This is a genomic window from Aporhodopirellula rubra (assembly GCF_014192335.1).
GTDB lineage: Bacteria > Planctomycetota > Planctomycetia > Pirellulales > Pirellulaceae > Rhodopirellula > Rhodopirellula rubra.
The window spans coordinates 195,793-214,502 of record NZ_JACHXU010000009.1 but is presented as its reverse complement, the minus strand read 5'-3'; the positions used below and the strand labels follow the sequence as shown (position 1 = coordinate 214,502).

10 protein-coding genes are annotated in these 18,710 nt (G+C 56.9%); 7 read left to right on the top strand and 3 right to left on the bottom strand.

Translation table 11 applies throughout. The annotated features are described in order from the left end of the window. Positions 1-108: 108 nt before the first annotated feature. Together FHS27_RS14175 and hemL are read right to left on the bottom strand one after the other, a co-directional pair. Positions 109-795 carry a helix-turn-helix transcriptional regulator gene (locus FHS27_RS14175; protein ID WP_184305563.1) on the bottom strand — a complete coding sequence of 229 codons (687 nt, stop codon included), beginning with the start codon at positions 793-795 and terminating at the stop codon, positions 109-111. A 125-nt stretch (positions 796-920) separates the two neighbouring features. Beyond that, positions 921-2,228 carry a glutamate-1-semialdehyde 2,1-aminomutase gene (gene hemL, locus FHS27_RS14170; RefSeq protein ID WP_184305562.1) on the bottom strand — a complete coding sequence of 436 codons (1,308 nt, stop codon included), beginning with the start codon at positions 2,226-2,228 and terminating at the stop codon, positions 921-923. Between the two features lie 776 nt (positions 2,229-3,004). On the opposite strand from hemL, the gene FHS27_RS14165 reads away from it, so the two are divergent. From FHS27_RS14165 to FHS27_RS14145, 6 genes are all read left to right on the top strand, one after another. After that, entirely contained in the window at positions 3,005-4,618 is a 1,614-nt protein-coding gene (locus FHS27_RS14165) for a BBP7 family outer membrane beta-barrel protein (protein WP_184305561.1), read from the top strand. A gap of 297 nt (positions 4,619-4,915) precedes the next feature. Beyond that, positions 4,916-9,502: a beta strand repeat-containing protein gene (locus FHS27_RS14160; RefSeq protein WP_184305560.1), complete on the top strand. Its 4,587-nt coding sequence runs from the start codon at positions 4,916-4,918 to the stop codon at positions 9,500-9,502. Between the two features lie 390 nt (positions 9,503-9,892). Then, on the top strand, positions 9,893-11,983 hold the full coding sequence (gene speA / locus FHS27_RS14155) for a biosynthetic arginine decarboxylase (protein WP_390853545.1): 2,091 nt from the start codon (positions 9,893-9,895) through the stop codon (positions 11,981-11,983). Further along, positions 11,976-12,590 (top strand): phosphoesterase, encoded by a 615-nt coding sequence (locus tag FHS27_RS14150; protein ID WP_184305558.1) that lies wholly within the window; start codon positions 11,976-11,978, stop codon positions 12,588-12,590. The genes speA and FHS27_RS14150 overlap by 8 nt, the downstream gene beginning before the upstream one ends. A gap of 412 nt (positions 12,591-13,002) precedes the next feature. Next, on the top strand, positions 13,003-13,131 hold the full coding sequence (locus FHS27_RS31395) for a hypothetical protein (protein WP_261363929.1): 129 nt from the start codon (positions 13,003-13,005) through the stop codon (positions 13,129-13,131). Between the two features lie 66 nt (positions 13,132-13,197). Then, positions 13,198-15,798: a DEAD/DEAH box helicase gene (locus FHS27_RS14145; RefSeq protein ID WP_184305557.1), complete on the top strand. Its 2,601-nt coding sequence runs from the start codon at positions 13,198-13,200 to the stop codon at positions 15,796-15,798. 167 nt (positions 15,799-15,965) lie between these two features. Here the strand turns inward: FHS27_RS14145 and FHS27_RS14140 are convergent, their stop codons facing one another. Next, on the bottom strand, positions 15,966-17,477 hold the full coding sequence (locus tag FHS27_RS14140) for a serine/threonine protein kinase (RefSeq protein ID WP_184305556.1): 1,512 nt from the start codon (positions 17,475-17,477) through the stop codon (positions 15,966-15,968). A gap of 331 nt (positions 17,478-17,808) precedes the next feature. Here FHS27_RS14140 and FHS27_RS14135 point away from each other — a divergent pair, with 331 nt between their 5' ends. Further along, on the top strand, positions 17,809-18,681 hold the full coding sequence (locus FHS27_RS14135) for a TIGR04282 family arsenosugar biosynthesis glycosyltransferase (RefSeq protein ID WP_184305555.1): 873 nt from the start codon (positions 17,809-17,811) through the stop codon (positions 18,679-18,681). Positions 18,682-18,710: the final 29 nt, after the last annotated feature.

Sequence of the window (18,710 nt, the reverse complement as noted above, 5' to 3'; positions counted from 1 at the left end):
TTCCGTGACGCCGCGACAAAACGTGCCATCGGTCCCTCCAAGATACACTCCGAGACGATGGTGCCGGGATGAATTCTATGGGTTTGTGTTGTTGCGAAGAGCCCATGACTACCGCGTTGGGCCGACTTTTTCCGTTTCGTGGCGATATTCAGGTCGCAGGGCGAGGAGGCGATCGAGTTCGAGGTCTTCGAGTTTCAACCCGTGGACGGCCACGATCCTGGCGATGTCAGCGATCGCGGAAACGCCCAGCTTTCGTCCGATCGACGCTTTGTGTTGTTCCACGGTTCGGGGGCTGCGGTAGAGTCGCCGGGCCGTTTCGGGGACGCTGTATCCGTGACCTAGCAGAACGAGGATTTCCAATTCTCGTTTGGTGAGCGTTGACAATGGGCCGAGGTCGAGGAAATGACTCATGACATGGTTGTCTTTCGGTTCGTCGGTCATCTGCGCGTCGCGTCGTGTCATGACGGCGACGTAACGCGCGTCAGAGTCAAAGGTGAGCGGCATGATCGTCGAGGCCATTCGGCGACCGTGATACAAATGATCAACCCGGAGAGGTTGCCGCGTTTGCAGCACTTCACCGATCCACTGCATGCGTTCCTCGACAAATTCAAATTCGAAGATATCTCCAAGGAGTTTGTTTCGAAAATTGACCGCCGGATCGACACCAAACAGGGTTGGTGTGTTTGCGTTGTAGTCCACGATTTCGCCGTCGCTCGATACGATTGCCAGCCCGATGTCTGGATCTTGATCGAGCAGGGTAATGAAATCGATATCGCTCAGTTCAGGACGTGACACGTCGCTAGATCCTCTCGTTATTGATGAGATTGTTTTGCTGGATCGACTTCGGTCCGGCGAGTATCTCAGCATGAAGGCGGCAGGTGGGTATCGGCTGATTCAGAGCGTGCAATTATTAAGCCGAATCAAAGTGCAGCGAGAGTCTTGCGGGCGGCATCAATCGTTTCATCAATGATCGCTTCGTCATGCAGTCGGCTGAAGAACAACGCTTCGAATTGGCTGCATGGCATGTAAACGCCCTGGCCGATGAGTCCCCAGAAGTAACGCCCGAATGCTTCGCGATCGCATCGGTCAGCCTCATCCCAGCACGTGACCGGATCTGGGTTGAAGAACAGCGTCATCATGCTGCCCACACGAGCGACTGTGTGTGGGATGCCAGCGTCGGAGGCGGCCGACGCGAGTCCGGTGGCGAGGCGTTCGCCCATACGTTCGAGGGCTTCGTATGGTGGGGCCTTCTTCAGTATGTCGAGCGTTGCCGAACCGGCAGCGACGGCCACCGGGTTCCCGCTCAGCGTTCCGGCTTGGAAAACTTTACCCGTCGGGAGCACTTGGTCCATGATGTCGCGCTGTCCGCCGTAGGCTCCCAGTGGCATGCCGCCGCCGACAATTTTGCCGAGCGTGGTCATGTCCGGGGTGATCCCAAAACGTTCTTGTGCTCCACCCATTGCGACGCGAAAACCGGTCATGACTTCGTCAAAAATCAGGATCGAACCATGCCGTGTGGTCAAGTCTCGCATGGATTGCAAAAACTCCATCGTCGGGGTCACACAGCCCATGTTGCCGACAACCGGCTCGAGGATCACGGCGGCAATTTCGCTGCCATGTTGGGCGAAAACGTTCTCGAGACCGGAAACGTCGTTGTACGACAACACGATCGTGTCGGCGGCGGCACCGGGAGTCACGCCCGGGGAGTCGGGTGCCCCGAGTGTTGCCGCGGCGCTACCCGCCGCGACCAAAAGCGCGTCGACATGACCGTGGTAGTTGCCCGCAAACTTAATGACTTTGTTTCGTCCCGTTGCTCCGCGGGCGACACGCAACGCACTCATGGTGGCTTCGGTGCCGCTGTTGACCAGCCGAACCTTCTCGATACTCGGCACCGCGTCGATGATTTGCTCGGCGAGTCGTGATTCCGCTTCGGTGGGGGCTCCGTAACTGGTTCCCCGCGTCGCCGCCTGCGTGATCGCCTCGATGACTTCCGGTTGGGCATGGCCGAGGATCATCGGTCCCCATGATCCGATGTAGTCGATGTAGCGATTTCCATCGAGGTCGAAGAGGTAAGGGCCTTCGGCGTGTGAAATGAAAAGTGGCGAGCCGCCGACGGCTCCGAACGCGCGGGCGGGTGAGTTCACGCCGCCGGGCATCAATTTTGTCGCCCGTTCAAACGCGGCGTGGCTGAGAGGATGGGTGTCGGAGGCGTTAGTCGAGGTAAGCATGTGAATTGAGAATCAGTGGGGATGGGCGAGATGATCGAGAGGTGGTCGAGTTGCAAGTTGGTTTCGGAAGGACCGTTGTTCCAAGACGGAATTTTCGATGCGATGTTTGCCGGTTCCCAGTGGCCGCGGCCGCGTTGTGTCTTCGTTCCTTCGCAATCGTCTGGGCCAACGGGCCGTCGTCTAGGCCAATAGGCCGGTTCACGCTCTGGCTGTCGCCGCGGTTGTCGCTCGGGTCGGCTCGGGCCTGTGTGTCTGTGGGGCTGAACCCGTTTTGTTGAGGGAACCTGATTCGGCGTCATCAATTGGGCGTCTCGGCGCGACGGTTGAGTGGATTCGCGAAACGGTCTGTGTGCGTGGGTTCCCTATTGTTCCGTTTCTCATCGCCCTGACTACCCACGGGAGGATGTCCTCCGTCGGCGGGGTGATTTGTGGTGAACACGCGAACCGGTGCTGGACTTTGCGGGTTAGGTGAGGTTTTTGCTTTCCGGTGTGTTTCTGTTTTGGGTGGAATTTGCGTAATTCGCAGGCTTTTCTTGTTCGGTGGACTGTTTCGATTGGCCTGGATTTGAGGATTCTCCGGGTTTTGCCGGTTTTGCCTTAATAATCCGGATGAGATTCGACGATATCACTGGTGAGCCGGTGATTCTCGGCCGACGGCAGTCTTTTTCCTAGAGACGCGACGGCTTCATCGAGAATCACCCTTTGCCCCCCAATTTCCATCTTGATGGGTGACGAAAGTGTCGCAACGTCTTAACACACCATGTCGAATTCCTCTCGTGACGATCGCGTTAATTGCGGTCGTTTGCTTGAGCCAACCCGTCCGAGCCCAATCGAACGCAGGCGGGGTTGAACAATCCGCTCGTGCATCTTGGCAGCCGGTCCGAGACCTTTCCCAGCGGACGTCGAAAGCTCGACCGACCGCGGCGGAGGTGCAGTTGGTCGACTATGAAGCGGCTACCGCGACACCTCGGAAAGTCAAACCATCTCAACAATCCAAATCACGGGTCCGCCCGGTGTCGAGCACCTCGGTGCTGGAACCGATTGTCACGCAAGAGAGCGTGCCGATGGACGGCCAAGTCTATCTCGAGCCCGTACACGATTACGGCTGCGACTCGATCCCGATGGGATCATGTGGTTGTGGCGACATCGGTTGTGACGGCGTCTGTGGCATGTCCATGGGTGGTTGCGACGGCATCGGTTGCTCGACCGGGCAGTGCTGCAACGGCGACCCGATGTGCGGTGAATATCGCGACTGCGACAGCCTCCGACCCTGCATCACATTGTGCTGGCCTCAGGACGGATGGTTCTCTGCTGAATACTTGATGTGGTGGCAGGACGGAATGAATCTTCCGCCGTTGGCATCGACGGGGCGTTTGTCCGATCGCACACCGCTGGAAAACGGCACCGTGCTTTATGGAAACGACGAAGTCCTGACGGACAACTTCGACGGCATGCGGTTCGACTTCGGATTCTGGTTCGACAACTGCCACACATGGGGCATCGGAGCCGGTGCTTTTGGACTGGACCGTGAGACCGACAGTTTCTCCGGTGGTGCTCAGAACGGCACTCTCGTTCGTCCGATCATCACGGTTCTCGACGACCCGGACTCCGATCTCGACGAATTGACCGAAGCGGTTGCATTGGTCCACGACACGACACGAGGACACACGGGCACATTGAACATCGACGTCGACAGTGAATTGAGCGGGTGGGACATCTACCTGCGTCACTTCCGAATCGCCAGCCAAGGTTGCACTCACGTTGGGCCGTGTTCCTGCCCGACCCGTTGGTGCTCACGATCCGAACACCGAGTCGGTTTCCGTTCGGTGGAACTCGACGAAGGCATCGGTATCGACAGCAACGTACTGGTTGATCAAGGAACCAACGCACCTTTGACGTTTGCCTTGAATGAATCGTTCCGCACTCGTAACCAGTTCAATGGTATTGATTTCGGATGGTTCCATACTCGCTCGATCGACTACTGGAACTTCGACATCGGTCTTCGATTGGCCGTCGGTAACACTCGCCAACGAGTCGCCATTGACGGTTCGACGATCGTCAATGGCACCGCACCGGCCGTGCAAGGTGGACTGCTGGCATTGAATTCAAACATCGGCACCTACGAGCGAGATGAGTTCTCGGTGTTGCCGGAACTGAACATGAAGCTCGGTTATCAGCTCACTGATCAACTGCGTGCCACGTTCGGATACACGTTCCTGTACATGTCCAACGTGGTTCGTCCCGGCGATCAAATCGAACGGATTATCGACCAGGCTCAAGTTCCTAACTCGAACGCCGCTACGCCGACCGGTGTCTTCCCACGCTTCGCGTTTGACAACACCGACTACTGGGCCCAAGGGCTCAGCTTTGGACTCGATTATCGCTGGTAAGGCGTAACGATCAGGATGAATCGTCCGAGGTAAAGCCTAACGGCTGTCGCGGACGAAACGAAACAGCCGATTGAACCGAATGTGCAGATTCTGCATCGACAACGTCGATTTGGTTCACCAAGGACAACCTAAGTGCCATCGTGAAACTTAGGCGTCCATGGCAGCGTCCAACGGGACAGGTTCGCCGGAGCGGTCCTTTCTCAGCCGACACGATATCGCGATTGGCGTTCCCGAGCGAATGAATCGCCGGCAACACCCCCCACAGACAAACCACTAGCCCACGAAGGTAGTGAAACGATGATTTGGCAACGCATGATCGACCGTTTTTCCGGTCAAAAGACTCGACGCAACGAACGTTCAGCGACACGACGTGGCAAGAACGCCCGGCGTCTCAAGCTCGAGTCGTTGCAGAAACGCGAATTGCTGGCAAGCGATTTGGGGGCGATCAGCGGTGTAGCTTTCATTGACGCCGACGGTGACAACACGGTCGATGTCGGCGAAACGTTGTTGCAAAACGTGGACGTTAACCTTTATCTCGATGATGGCTCGACGCCCGGTGAAGTCGACGGCACCGACACGCTCGTGGGAACACTCACCACGGGAGCCGATGGTGCGTATCGTTTTACAAATCTCGATGGTGAAGACACCGTTGCTAACGACGATGCGACAGAAGACGCCGGACTAGCGAATCCGTTCGTTACGACCGATGGGATGTATGTGCTTGAATTCATTGCCGGCGCCGGTGGTGTCCAGGATTCCAGCGGCACTCCGATTAGCGGCGTTGTTTTATCTGATGACATTAGTGTTCAGGTTACCGATGACAACGGTGTCACGGCCGTAACGATCGATAATTTTCTGACCGCCCAACCGTCGCAGCCGATTACGGAAACCTTAGTCGGTTCGACCACGACGAGCAGCCCAGGTGCCATGAGCACGAGCGGCGGTATTTTGGGCGACGAACGTGACGTCGAAATCTTCATCGACAACGCCACCAGTGGCAGTGCCAGTTTTGAAGTCGTGACGGGATCCAATCAACTCGTCCTCTCAAACGGCGGTGACGTCGAGGGGACCTTGTTGGTCCAATATGATGGCGTGGATTCCGACGGCGGCGGTTTGGTACTCGATCACACCGGACTAGGCAGCGTCGATCTCACCGACGGTGACTCAGAGAGCGGGTTGCAGATCGCCATTCGCAGCGACACGGTCATTACCAGTGGCCTTATCGTGACCGTTTACACCGACGCGTCAAACTCTTCGTCGGCCACCATCGACCTGCCCGATAACTTCGCCGCGGGTACGCCTTTGGAACTGTTCATCGCGTTTGATGACTTTGTCACCGCGACCGGTACCGGAGCGGACTTCACCAACGTTGGTGCTGTGGAAGCATTCGTCGACGGTGTCAATAGCAACGGCGGTGCCGGTGCTCCAGGACTGGACTTCTTCCTGTCGATTCTCGATTCACGTCGAAGCAACGAGAATGTCGTTAACTCGGCGGCGATGGTGCCGTTGACGCTCGGCGGTGATGTCTTCATCGACAACGGTGGCGGCACCGATCAAGCCGAACAGGACAACGGTTTGCAGGATGCCGGTGAGGGACTCTTCCAAGCCGCGGCTATCGATCCGATCGAGATCGAACTGTATGACACCGATCCAAGCGACGGTTTGCAAACACCGATCGCGACCACAACCGTCAACCCACTCGGTGGCGCGGATATCGGTTCCTACTCGTTCACGACACTGACCAGTGGTGACGACCTTGGTCCGGGAACCTACTACGTGATGATTCCCGCGAGCGAATTCGCGACGGGGCAGCCTCTCGAAGGACACATTGGCAGCTCGATCGATACGCCCGCCGGTGATACCGACGACGATGCAGGCAACGATAACGACGGCGTCTGGGTCGATGGTGTTGGATTCATCAGCGGTTCGATCACCTTGACGATTGGCGGCGAACCGACCGGCGGCAATGAAAACACAACGGTCGACTTCGGTGTGTTGCCGACGACGGACCTGCGAATTGACAAAACAATCAGTGGCACGAGCAACCTGACGCTCGGCGGGACGGCTGTCTTTACCGTAACGGTTATCAACCTCGGCGAAACGGACGCGACGGATGTCACGGTCAGTGACACGATTCCCGAAGGTCTTGCGTTTGTCAGTGTTGTCGACAGCGGATCGAGCACGGTCGCAACGACGACCACCACCAACGGAAGTGGGCGTCCTGTTCATACCTTTACGGTAGGCAACCTTGCTGCGGGAGCAAGCGTCACCTACACCGTCAACACGACGATTGATTCCAGTTTGACGGCCGATCCGGTCAACGAAATCAGCGTCACCGGATACCAAGTCGAAGTTGATGCGGATTCCAACCTGGCCGACCGCGCTTCGGGCGACCCGCTCGATGGTGCACTCGCAAACAATACCGCGATCGAAGTCGCCGACGTGCCTCTGGCGGAATTGACGATCACCAAGACGGACGGGATCGATTCACCGGACACCGTGATCGCTGGTGACGAATTGACGTACACCGTCACGGTTACCAACGTCAGCACGGATGCTGCGACCAACGTTGTCGCCCTGGATACCCTGCCGACCGGCGTTACTTTCGTCGCCGGTTCGGGAACGTTCACCACGGGCAGCGGAACGGTGGAACTCGTCAGCGGTGGTGCCGATGACGGCAAAGTCCGCATCACGTTCGGTGACATGCCGGGCTCTGAAGTGGAAGTGGTGACGTTCCGAGTATTGGTCGATGCCGCATTCCAGGATGCCGATTCACCGTTGTCTAACTCGATTACCGCGACGGCCGATAACGCGGCCGACGTCACCGCGACAGATGACACGCCCGTCGAGCGTGAAGTCGACGTGACGGTTGCCAAAACGGTGATTTCGACTCGCACACCGGATGATCGTACCGACGGGGATGACGCCGACGACATTATCGATACTACGGCACCGTTTGATGTGTTCGCGGGTGGATTTGTTACCTATCAAATCGTTGCGACGAACTCGGGAACATCGGAAGCTCGCGGTGTGACAGTGACCGATACGCTCGACGCGGGCCTGTCATTGGTCGCCGGTAGTTTCGACGCGTTGACCAGTGGTGCGACGATCGCATCGACCTCCGGACAAACGATCACATTCAATGTGCCGGATTTGGCACCAGGTGAATCCCGAACGTTTACGTTCGAAGTCGCAATCGGAAGTGATCAGTTCAGCCCGCTCGACAACAACGTGGAGATTGCCACGACCGACACCGAGCCGACCGGACATGCGGTCAACACCGGCAGCGTTCAAATCGATCCGGCTCCACGTGTGGACTTGATTCTGGAAAAGACCGCGAACGTTGCAACAGTCGTTCCCGGCCAAGACCAAGTGGTCTACACGTTCACCGTCAGCCATGACGACGACAGTATTTCTGACGCGGTGAACGTCGATGTTACTGACACACTGCCGGCCAACTTGACGGGAGTGAGTGTGGTGGCCGCAGGGGCCAGCAACACGAACTTCTTCAACACCACAACACGTCAAATTTTGGTTGAGTACGCATCGATCCCGGTCGGGGAGACACGGACCTTTACTGTCACCGCCGACGTTGATAATTCGGCGACTGGTGACATCATCAACACCGCGTCCGTTGCCGTTCCTGGTGTGACCGAACTCGATACCACGAACAACGACGACTCCGTCACGATCACGGCGACGCCCGAGTTCGATGTTACGATTACCAAGTCGACCAACGGCACCGGCACGGTCGGACCGCTCGATACGGTAACGTTCACGTTGGTGGTTTCGCACGATACCAATGACGATGGAACCGAAGCCGACAACGGGCTCAGTCCTTCGTTGGCGACCGGCATCGTTGTCACCGATGTTTTGCCAACCGGATTAACTTTCGTCTCCGCGACTGCGGCTGGATCGGCGGTGACACCGACCAGTACGACTAACGGAAACATCGTGTTCCCGTCCTTCGATCTCGCACCAGGGTCGACTCGGACGATCACGATCACCGCTTCGGTCGACGATGACGCGTCGGGAGCGTTGAGCAATACCGTGAGTTTGGTAGCGGATGCCGACGAAACGCAAACGGACAACAACTCGGCCTCGTCGAGCGTGACCGTGGTTCCCGAAGCGGACGTTTACGTTACGAAAACGGTTAATGCGGCGACGGCTCAGGTCGGCAGCGAACTGACTTACACCGTCACCGTGTTCAACGACGGTCCGTCACCTGCCGAAGGTGTCACCGTCGTCGACACCTTGCCAGCGGGAGTGACCTTTGTCAGCGGTACTGGTCCAAACGGTGCCCTCACCGCAACCAACGGCGTGATCACCGTGACTCCGCTCAACAACGCGGCGATGGCATCAGGCGATTCGTTCCAGTTCACGATTATCGCCTCGGTTAACACCGGTGTGACGGCCGATCAAGTCAACTCGGTGACCGTGTCGACCACGACGCAGGAAATCACGAACGACAAGACGAACACCGCCACCGCAACGACCGCAATCGATCAGGCAATCAATGAACTCTCGGGAACGATCTTCCGAGACTTCAACAATGACGGAATCCAGAACGGTTCGGATAACGGCCTCGAAGGGATCGAGTTGTTGCTGACCGGTGGAGACCTCGGGACCGAGGGCCGGCGAGCGACGACGGATGAAAACGGATTCTATGAATTCGATGCTCTGATCGCGGGCGACTACCAAGTCCAACGGCTCGATCTTCCTTCGTTCTACAACGACGGACTCGAGCAAGACGGAACGGGGGCGACGCCTGCAGATTCCGGTGACTCGATTGACGTCACCGTCGGTGGCACCGCACCTGCGGAGGTCCTCGAAAACAATTTTGCTCTGGTGCCTTACCTGAGCTACAAGCTGTGCATCATTTGATGCACTGAATTTCGACGAACATCTCAATTGTTCACGATTCGCTAGGGAGCCGGTGAAGCAAGCGAATCGCGGATGAAATGGGTCGGGGGGCCCGAGGTGTTCGATGAGAATGCGGAGCGTGTGAATTCAATTCGCCGCCCTGCAAATCAAGCTCGGTCTTTCGGGGGGAAGACCGGGCTTTTTTTGTTTTCGTTTCGGTCCTCGACAGAGGCTCGCAATAAGGCAAACATGGGCGCCGTGCGTCGGCCTCCGGTCGGACGCTTTTTTGCTGATTAGGCTCTCGTCCTCGCTCCATTTTGCTGCCAGAGGCACCCGGATTTGAAAACGAACAAAGAACACAACGCGACGGTTGAATCCTGGACGCTCGACGATGCCGCGGCGCAATACGGCATCGAACGTTGGGGCGACGGCTATTTCTCGATTTCACCCGATGGCACGGTGTTGGTCACGCCCGACCCGGGACACCCGCATTCGGTCGATCTGAAATCGTTGGTTGATCGATTGATTGATCGTGGATTGGAATTACCGATCTTGATCCGATTCAATGGCATCCTTCGTGACCGACTGCGGCGGATCGACCGCTGTTTTCGCAAAGCGATTACGGACCATGGATACGGAAATCAGTACCGGTGCGTGTTCCCGATCAAGGTGAACCAACAACGTGAGGTCGTGCAGCAGATCGTCAGCGAAGGTTCCCAACTCGGGTTCGGTATCGAAGCGGGCAGCAAACCCGAATTGCTCGCCGCCGTCGCGATGGGGAACAATGGTCTCCCGATCGTGTGCAACGGTTTTAAAGACGAGGAATTCATCCGTTTGGCCCTGCATGCCCAGCGTCTCGGACGAACCGTGATGCCGGTCGTTGAAAAGGTCAGCGAGTTGGATTTGATTTTGCGAGTTGCCAAGGAGGTCGGCGTTCGCCCGACATTTGGCATCCGCGTCAAACTCGCCACGCGAGGCAGTGGGCGTTGGCAAGCCAGCGGTGGGTACCGCAGCAAGTTTGGATTGACCGTCGCCGAAGTGCTCACGCAACTCGATCGTCTCATTGAGATCGATATGGGTGACTGTTTCCAGTTGTTGCATTTTCATGTCGGCAGTCAAATCGGAAACATCCGCCAATTGAAATCGGCGATATTGGAAGCCGCACGGATCTACGCTGATCTGAAGAAACGTGGCGCCGCGATGGGCTATCTCGACGTCGGTGGCGGACTCGGTGTCGACTACGACGGTTCTCAGTCGGACAACGAATCGAGTATGAACTACACGATTCAGGAGTACGCAAATGACGTCGTATATCACGTTCAAAGCGTCTGCGACGAAGCCGAAGTGCCACATCCGCAGTTGATCTCCGAAAGCGGTCGAGCGATCACGGCGCAGCACAGCGTGCTCGTGATGGAAACGCTCGGGGTGACATCGCAGGGCGAATCGGATCTGCCTGATTGGGCGCGGGTTCCTGCCGAGGAAGAGCTCGTGACGTCAAACGACGAAAACGAATTCGGCGATGACAATAATCTCGGTGAAGACCGGCTCAGCGAAGAGGTACGCAGTCGCCAACTGCGAAACGACGCACCCGAAGGTCCGCCTGAGGATTTCGAGCAACCGGTTCACGACCTGTGGGAACAATACAAACACATGTCGCCCTCCAACATGCTCGAAACATTCCACGACGCGCAAGTCGCGTTGGATTTGTGCATGAATTTGTTCAGTGGTGGGTACCTGCCGCTCGAGCAACGTGTGGCGGCGGAAACGTTGTATTTTGCGATCTGCCACCGGGCGCGCGAATTCGCGACCGCGCTCGACGAAATTCCCGAGGATTTGTCGGGGCTCGATCGCATGTTGTCGGACATTTATTTTGCGAATTTCTCGCTCTTTCAATCGATGCCGGATTCGTGGGCAATCGATCAGTTGTTTCCGATCATGCCGATTCATCGTTTGAACGAACGTCCAACACGGCATGCCGTGCTCGGGGACATCACGTGCGACAGCGACGGGAAGATCGATTCATTTGTCGGTGACGGCCAGCGAACCGAGACCCTGATGTTGCATCCGCTTCGTGCCGGCGAGCCCTATCAACTCGCCGTGTTCATGGTCGGTGCCTACCAGGAAATTCTCGGCGACCTTCACAACCTGTTCGGCGACACTCATGCTGTGCACATCGAACTCGACGGGGAAATCACCAAGATCCGTTCGATCGTGAAAGGTGATACCGTTTCCGAAGTGCTCGGCTACGTTCAGTACGAAGACCGCGAGTTAGTCGAAGCGATTCAGGATGCGGTCGAAGTCGCGGTCGACGATGGGCGAATCAATCATCAGCAGGCTGGCAATACCGTTGCCGCGTATGAACGCGCTCTGGCTGGATATACGTACCTGACTTCGCGTCGCACGGCCTCATCGAACGACAACCCTGAGTCGATTTCGCCGCAATCGGATGTCTCAAACACTCCATTAGAATCCACGAAACCCTCCACAACAAATCATGTCTGAAGAACACGTTCTGGTCGTGCCGGCCGACCTCATCACATCGATCGGACACCTTGAAGGCTTTGAGGTGGACGTGGATCGATTTCTCGTTCCGATTCTGGCCAGCGATCAGTTGTCTTATCGTCCGCGAGCAGCGATGGAATTGGATCCGAGTTTCAAACAACTGATTCCCTACGTGGTGATGCAGTGGACCGACCCGGCCGATGATTTGGTGCGAGTCTTCACGTACACACGCGGCGGTGGTTCGGGAGAAACGAGGCTGCACGCCAAACGCAGCATCGGTGTCGGCGGGCACATCAGCCGCGAGGATGCCGATGGCGATGAGGATCCGTACGTGACCGGAATGCGGCGCGAGTTGGATGAAGAGGTCACGATCCTGAGCGATTACACCGATGACCGGGAAGGCGTTCTGTATGACCCGAGTAACGAAGTCGGACGCGTGCACCTGGGCGTGATCCACCGCTTTACGCTCGAGCAACCCAACGTGACGAGTAACGAACCGGAGCTCGCCGAAGGTGAATTCTTGACCCTCGCGGAGCTGCGAGACAGCTACGATCGGTTGGAAACATGGAGCCAGCTTTGCCTGGACGCGTTATTTTCCGAAGCCTGATCCGTTTTCCGAATCCTGAGCAATCGTCCTCTGCGGCCAACACGGCCGCGATGAAACTCGCCCGGAGTTCCCCCTGATTGGATCGATGGTGGGGGGCGTGGGGAGATATCGGAATAACCGGTTGAGCGGAATGGTAGGCCGCGCGTGGGCGTGTGCGGCGAAGCAATCTCCGAACTCGGATGACTTCCGAGTTTTCTCCTATTGCAAAATCAGAGTTTAGGTTAGACTCCCTCGCACGAAAGAGCCGTCGAAGATTCACAGAACTTCGATCCGATCCTTCCGCACGTCTTTGGCCACCGGCCAGCTCGCTCTCAGTGAGTCATCGAGGACACGCGGATTTTTCATGATTCACGGGCTCATTTACGCGACAAGTCTTTAACGGTTCCCGTCTCGCAATCACCTTTGTGGGCAAATGAGCCATCCTACGGGCGTGATTTTCTTATCACTTGCCTTGGAAGAGAAAGCAGCGTCGCGATCTGTGTTGCGTCGCATCGGTCCTGTATCCGGTGCGTTCGTTCGCCACGCCATCCTTCCGACCTAAACTACGCCCCAGCCGACCGGTTTCGTGATTCGGTTTTTGGGGTTGATCTGCGCATTGAAAGCTAACATGTCGAGCCAATTTCCAAACTCTGAGAACGCCGTTTTGTCTGAACAGAATTCACCCAACGAATCACTCCTCGTCACCGAACAGGAGCAGTTCGTTGCTGAACACGACCAATTTGAAGAATCGTCCGTGCAACCCGCACTGGTAACTCACGACGCCCTTTTGGCGTGCTACACCCAAGACACGACCGTGGAGTGTCTCGCGGTCCCGTCGGATGTCGAAAGCGAAGTCATCTGCTCCGCACCCGTCGCCGAACTCGAAGAAGAAGTCGTGACACAACCGGTCGCTGCTGAACCGATTGTTGCTGAGCCTGTTGCTGTTGAGCCTGTTGCTGTTGAGCCTGTTGCTGTTGAGCCTGTTGCTGTTGAGCCTGTTGCTGTTGAGCCTGTGGTGGCGGAATCGAATCAAGAGCCCGTCGACGTTGCTGAATTAGCCTCTGCTGAGTCGGTAGCGACCGAACCAGTGGTGAACGAAGCCGTCGCCATTGAACCGGTTGCAGTTGAGCCGACTGATGTTGAACCGGTCGTTGCTGAGGCTGCTGCCCCAGAACCGGTTGAGCCTGAAGCCACCGCGGTAGAATCGGTCGCTAGCCCGTCGTCTGTTGAAGAGCCTGTTGCCGAGCAACCGACTGCCGAACAAGTGACTGCCGAGCAGCCGATCGCTGAACGAGCCACCGTTCAACAGCCTGCCGTAGAAGAACCGGTCGTTGCTGAACCAGTCGTTGCGGAAGCCGTTGCTGAAGAAGTCGTTGCGGAAGTACCTGTCGAGGAAGAAGACAAGGGCTTTGCCGCGTTCCCTCTTCGTCCCGAAGTGCTCGAAGCGGTCGTGAAGTCCGGCTACGACACGCCGACCGCGATTCAGGCCGAGATTATCCCTTACATGCTCGACGGCCGAGACGTTTTGGCTCAGTCGCAGACTGGGACCGGCAAGACCGCCGCGTTCGCATTGCCGATCCTCACGACGATCGACACCAGCAAGTATCACCCGCAGGTTTTGGTGCTGGCTCCAACGCGTGAACTGGCGATTCAGGTCGCTCGATCGTTTTCGACGTACGGTGCCAAGGTTCCTGGTTTTGCCGTCGCCGCGATCTACGGTGGGCAGGATTATGAGCCCCAACTCAAACAACTCCGCCGTGGCGTTCAAGTTGTTGTCGGGACGCCGGGGCGTGTGATCGATCACGTCAATCGCGGCACGTTGGATCTCGGCAAACTCGATTGCTTGGTTCTCGACGAAGCCGATGAGATGCTCAACATGGGCTTCCTGGAAGACGTTGAGTTCGTTCTCGAAAAGACACCAGTGACTCGTCAAGTCGCCCTTTTCTCAGCGACGCTGCCGCCACCGATTCGGAACATCGCTGACGAGTATCTCAACGATCCGGCACGGATCACGATCAAAAAGAAAACGGCGACCGCCGACTCGATCCGTCAACGTGCCCTCTTCGTTTCGCCACGTGACAAGATTGACGCACTTGTGCGTTTGCTCGAAGTCGAGGAAACCGATGGTGTGATCGTCTTTACCAAGACCAAAGATGCCACGATCAGTGTCGCCGAGAGCCTCACGCGAGAAGGTTTGTCCGCGGTGGCCTTGAACGGTGACATGCCGCAAAAGGTTCGCGAGCGGACCATCAGCCAACTTAAGAACGGCAAGCTCGATATCTTGGTCGCAACGGATGTTGCCGCTCGCGGTCTCGACGTGCCACGGATCAGTCACGTCTTCAACTTTGATTTGCCTCACGACACCGAGTCGTACATCCACCGCGTTGGACGTACCGGACGTGCGGGCCGCGATGGCGAAGCGATCATTTTCTTGACCAACGCGCAGCGTACGAAGTTGCGGCACATCGAACGTGCCACGAAGCAGCCGATTGAAATCGTCGGCATTCCGACCGCAAAAGAAATCAACGCGATGCGGGTCAAGCGATTCGGGCAGCAGATCACCGACACGACGGCGGAAAAGGATTTGACTCTGTTCAAAGAGTTGATCTCGAACTACGCCGAAGAAACCGGCAAACCTCTCGAAATGATCGCAGCCGCTCTTGCGGAGATCTCCCTGCAAGGGCGTCCGTTCATGATGAAAGATCGGCCGGCGGCGCGTTCGGAAGATCGCGGCGGACGTTTCGATCGCGGGGATCACTTCGGCGGCAGTGACCGGGGCGGAGCCCACGGCCGCGGCAACAAACCGAACCGTCAACTCGGTCCACCACGCGAAGGCATGGTTCGTTACCGTATCGAAGTCGGCTGGCAAGACGGTGTGAAGCCGGGCAATATCGTCGGTGCGGTCGCGAACGAAGCCGGTATCGAAGGGCAATACATTGGTCCGATCAACATTCGCGACGAGTTCAGCACGATCGATTTGCCGGAAGGCATGCCGTCGGACATCTATCAAAAACTTCGCAAGACCTGGGTGTCGGGCAAGCGTTTGAACCTCGAGGTGTCACGCGACACTGATTTTGAGGGCGATTCACGTGGTGGCGGCTATCAGCGTGGTGGCAACCGCAGCGGTGGCGGGTTCCGGCCTAAGAATGGCAAACGCGGCGCTCACGCCGGTCCAAAGCGGACTTTTTCCGGTAAACCCAAGAAGAACAAACGCAAAGCGAAACCATAAGCCTGCGTTTTGGGCAAAGCTCAGGGCGATTGAACTTCGGTTCACGCCCCGCGACCAAGCGGCGTCACGAGTCGTTTGGTTTCACCGGAAGTCTTGGTGCTGACGAAACGCCGTCGCTTCTCTGCGATCGGCATGAAACCGTAGTCAGTATGAAGCCGTGATCGGTATTAAGAAGTCACTCGTGCGATGAAGTATCCGAGCACGAGGGCCGCAACAAAGAGTGCGGAGATAATCGTTCCCATCAACAACGGATCCATCGGAGCTCGTTGGTTTTGGGATGGGCGACGGAGCTGAGTGTCGCTGTCGATAATCGGATGGTTGTCGCGTCGCTTGCGTTGAGACGGGTCACGGAAACCTGACTCGACTTCTAGATCGAGCAAGCTGCCCGCTGATGAATCCGATGGAATGCCCATCGATTGAACTTTCACTAACCGTCCGCTGCTGCTGGCGAGTTGGTCTTGTTCGCGAATCAATTTCGACCGACTGCTGGCGAGCGTTTCGTCGTTTTTTCCGGTGACGGTGTCGTGCTGCACGTTGTCTCGCGAGATGCCGCCCGAGCTACTGTCGTTAAAGCTCAGCGACGACAACGGTGCGACATCAGCGGGTGCGTCACCCAATCCGATGCGAACCGGTTGTCCTTTGGGAACGCGTGCGGCGAACTTCTCGAAGACCTCGGCGACCTCTCTCGCAGATTGATAGCGATACGCGGGATCTTTCTGAAGCATCTTGACGCACATGCCCTCGAGTTCGCCGGGGCAATCCGGCCGAAGTTCTCGGATCGATCGTGGCATTTCGTTTTGATGCTTGATGATCCGTTGTGCTAACGTTCCGTCGGAGAACGGTGGGCGTCCGGTTAGCAGGTAATACAGCGTGCAACCGAGACCGTAGATGTCGACGCGGTGGTCGACTTTGTGGCTGTTTAGGGCTTGTTCGGGCGCCAGGTAATCGGCGGTTCCGAGGACGTTTTCGTTGTTGGCGACTGTCAGGGAGTGCTCTTCCTCAGACGCCATGAGTGCGAGACCCATGTCGAGGAGTCGAACGCGTCCGTCTTGATCGATCAACAGGTTGGCGGGTTTGACGTCACGGTGAATGACGCCACGTTGGTGTGCGTGTTCGAGTCCGCGTGCGGCTTGGGCGATCAGGTCGGCGGAGTTGGAAAAGTCCAGGGGGCCGTCGCGGCGAACGAGCATTTGCAAATCGATGCCGTCGACGTATTCCATTACAATAAAGTGGGTGTCACCTTCATTGTCGATGTCATGCGCCAGCACAATGTTTGGGTGATTGAGCGACGCGATCGCTTGCGCTTCGAGTTTGAATCGTGCCAAATAGGAGGCGTCATGAACCCGTTTCTTTGGTAGGACTTTGATCGCCCGTTTGTCGTGCAAGCCGACATGCTCGGCCAGGTACACGCTGCTCATTCCGCCGGTGCCGATGTGGCCGAGCAGTTTGTATTTGCCAAGAAAGAATCCGCGGTACTTACCGGCAAAGATCTTTTCGATGTGCCATTCGGTCAGCAATCCCGCCCGTATGAACGCGGTGGCCAATTTCCGAGGGTTGGAGGGCAGTTTTCCGCCGCACTTGTCATATACCTTCTTCAAGAAACGCTCTTGCGTGTTCTCATCGATCAGATTGCTCTTAGCAACCATCGATACGAAGCGTTCTGAGGTAATGGATGACATGGAGAGGTCGACCGTGATCCCGCCCGGAGAATTGTTGCGGCAGCCGACCGAGATTTGAGCGTTGCTGCCAATAGAGGCAGTCTAGCTAAACCCGTTTAGGCTGGAGCCACTTTTTAATCGTTTTAATAGTATCTTTCTAGTCGAATGAACCGTCTACGACCTCATTATCTGCCCCAAAGGCGGGGTTAAGGTGCGTTGCGCAGTTCATTAAGAATACCACACCGCTCGATCGGACACCGCAAGAACCGTTCCACGCCACGATTTTCCGCGTGCGATCTGCGTTCGAGTGTACTCAAAAATCACCCCTCTGCCTTCGGTTATTCGCACAAACATGTCGCAAAAACGAAACTTTCTTGCGCTCGGGGTGATGGCAAAATACTGGGATCCCGGTCGAGTGAAGACTCGGCTCGCGATGTCTCTAAGCTCGTCGGAAGAACGTACGCCATCGTTGCTGGCTGAGGTCGCGAGAAAGCTCAATTTGGGTGAATCCACCGATGCGATGAATTTGGCCGCGATGATCCATCAGCGGTTCGTTTGTCACCTGCTCTGCCAACTGTCTGGTGCCGGCGACCAACGGCAGCTCGTGGCGACGCCGCCTGAGCGACTCAGGCGGTTCGAGGCGACTCTTGCGGAGCGTTCGATTTCGAATTGGGAGGTGATCGACCAGGGGGGCGGAGATTTAGGAGATCGCATGAAGTCCTGGTTTGCCGGGCTGCTTTTCCCGGTTCCCCGTTCGAGGGCGATCGCCGGTGAACCATTGAGTGAGATTAGCGATGCGAGTGAGACGGCGGATCGATATCGAGGCCGCTCGTGCGTGTTGATCGGCGCGGATTGCCCGTTGCTTTCGCATGCGGATATTGAAAACGCGTGGGCGCAGCTACAGCAAAATGATGTGGTGATCGGTCCCGCGTTTGACGGTGGCTATTATTTGATCGGGGTGCGAAGGAGTGGGGCGGATCGGGATCCTCTGATGTCGTCCCCGGTCACCGAGACGACTCTCGCTGGGTTGTTCGATGGGATCGCCTGGAGTACCGAGACGGTGTTCGAGCAGACGTTGACTGCGGCGAATGAACGGGGGCTCTCGGTCGCGGTGCTCGAACGGCGTCACGACGTGGATACGGCCGCGGATTTGAATCGGCTCGTCGAAACGATCCAACGCCAATATCCGCATGGGCACCCTCTGTTTCAGAATTCGATCCCTTGAATCGCCCACGCCAGGGACGGGGTGGGAGG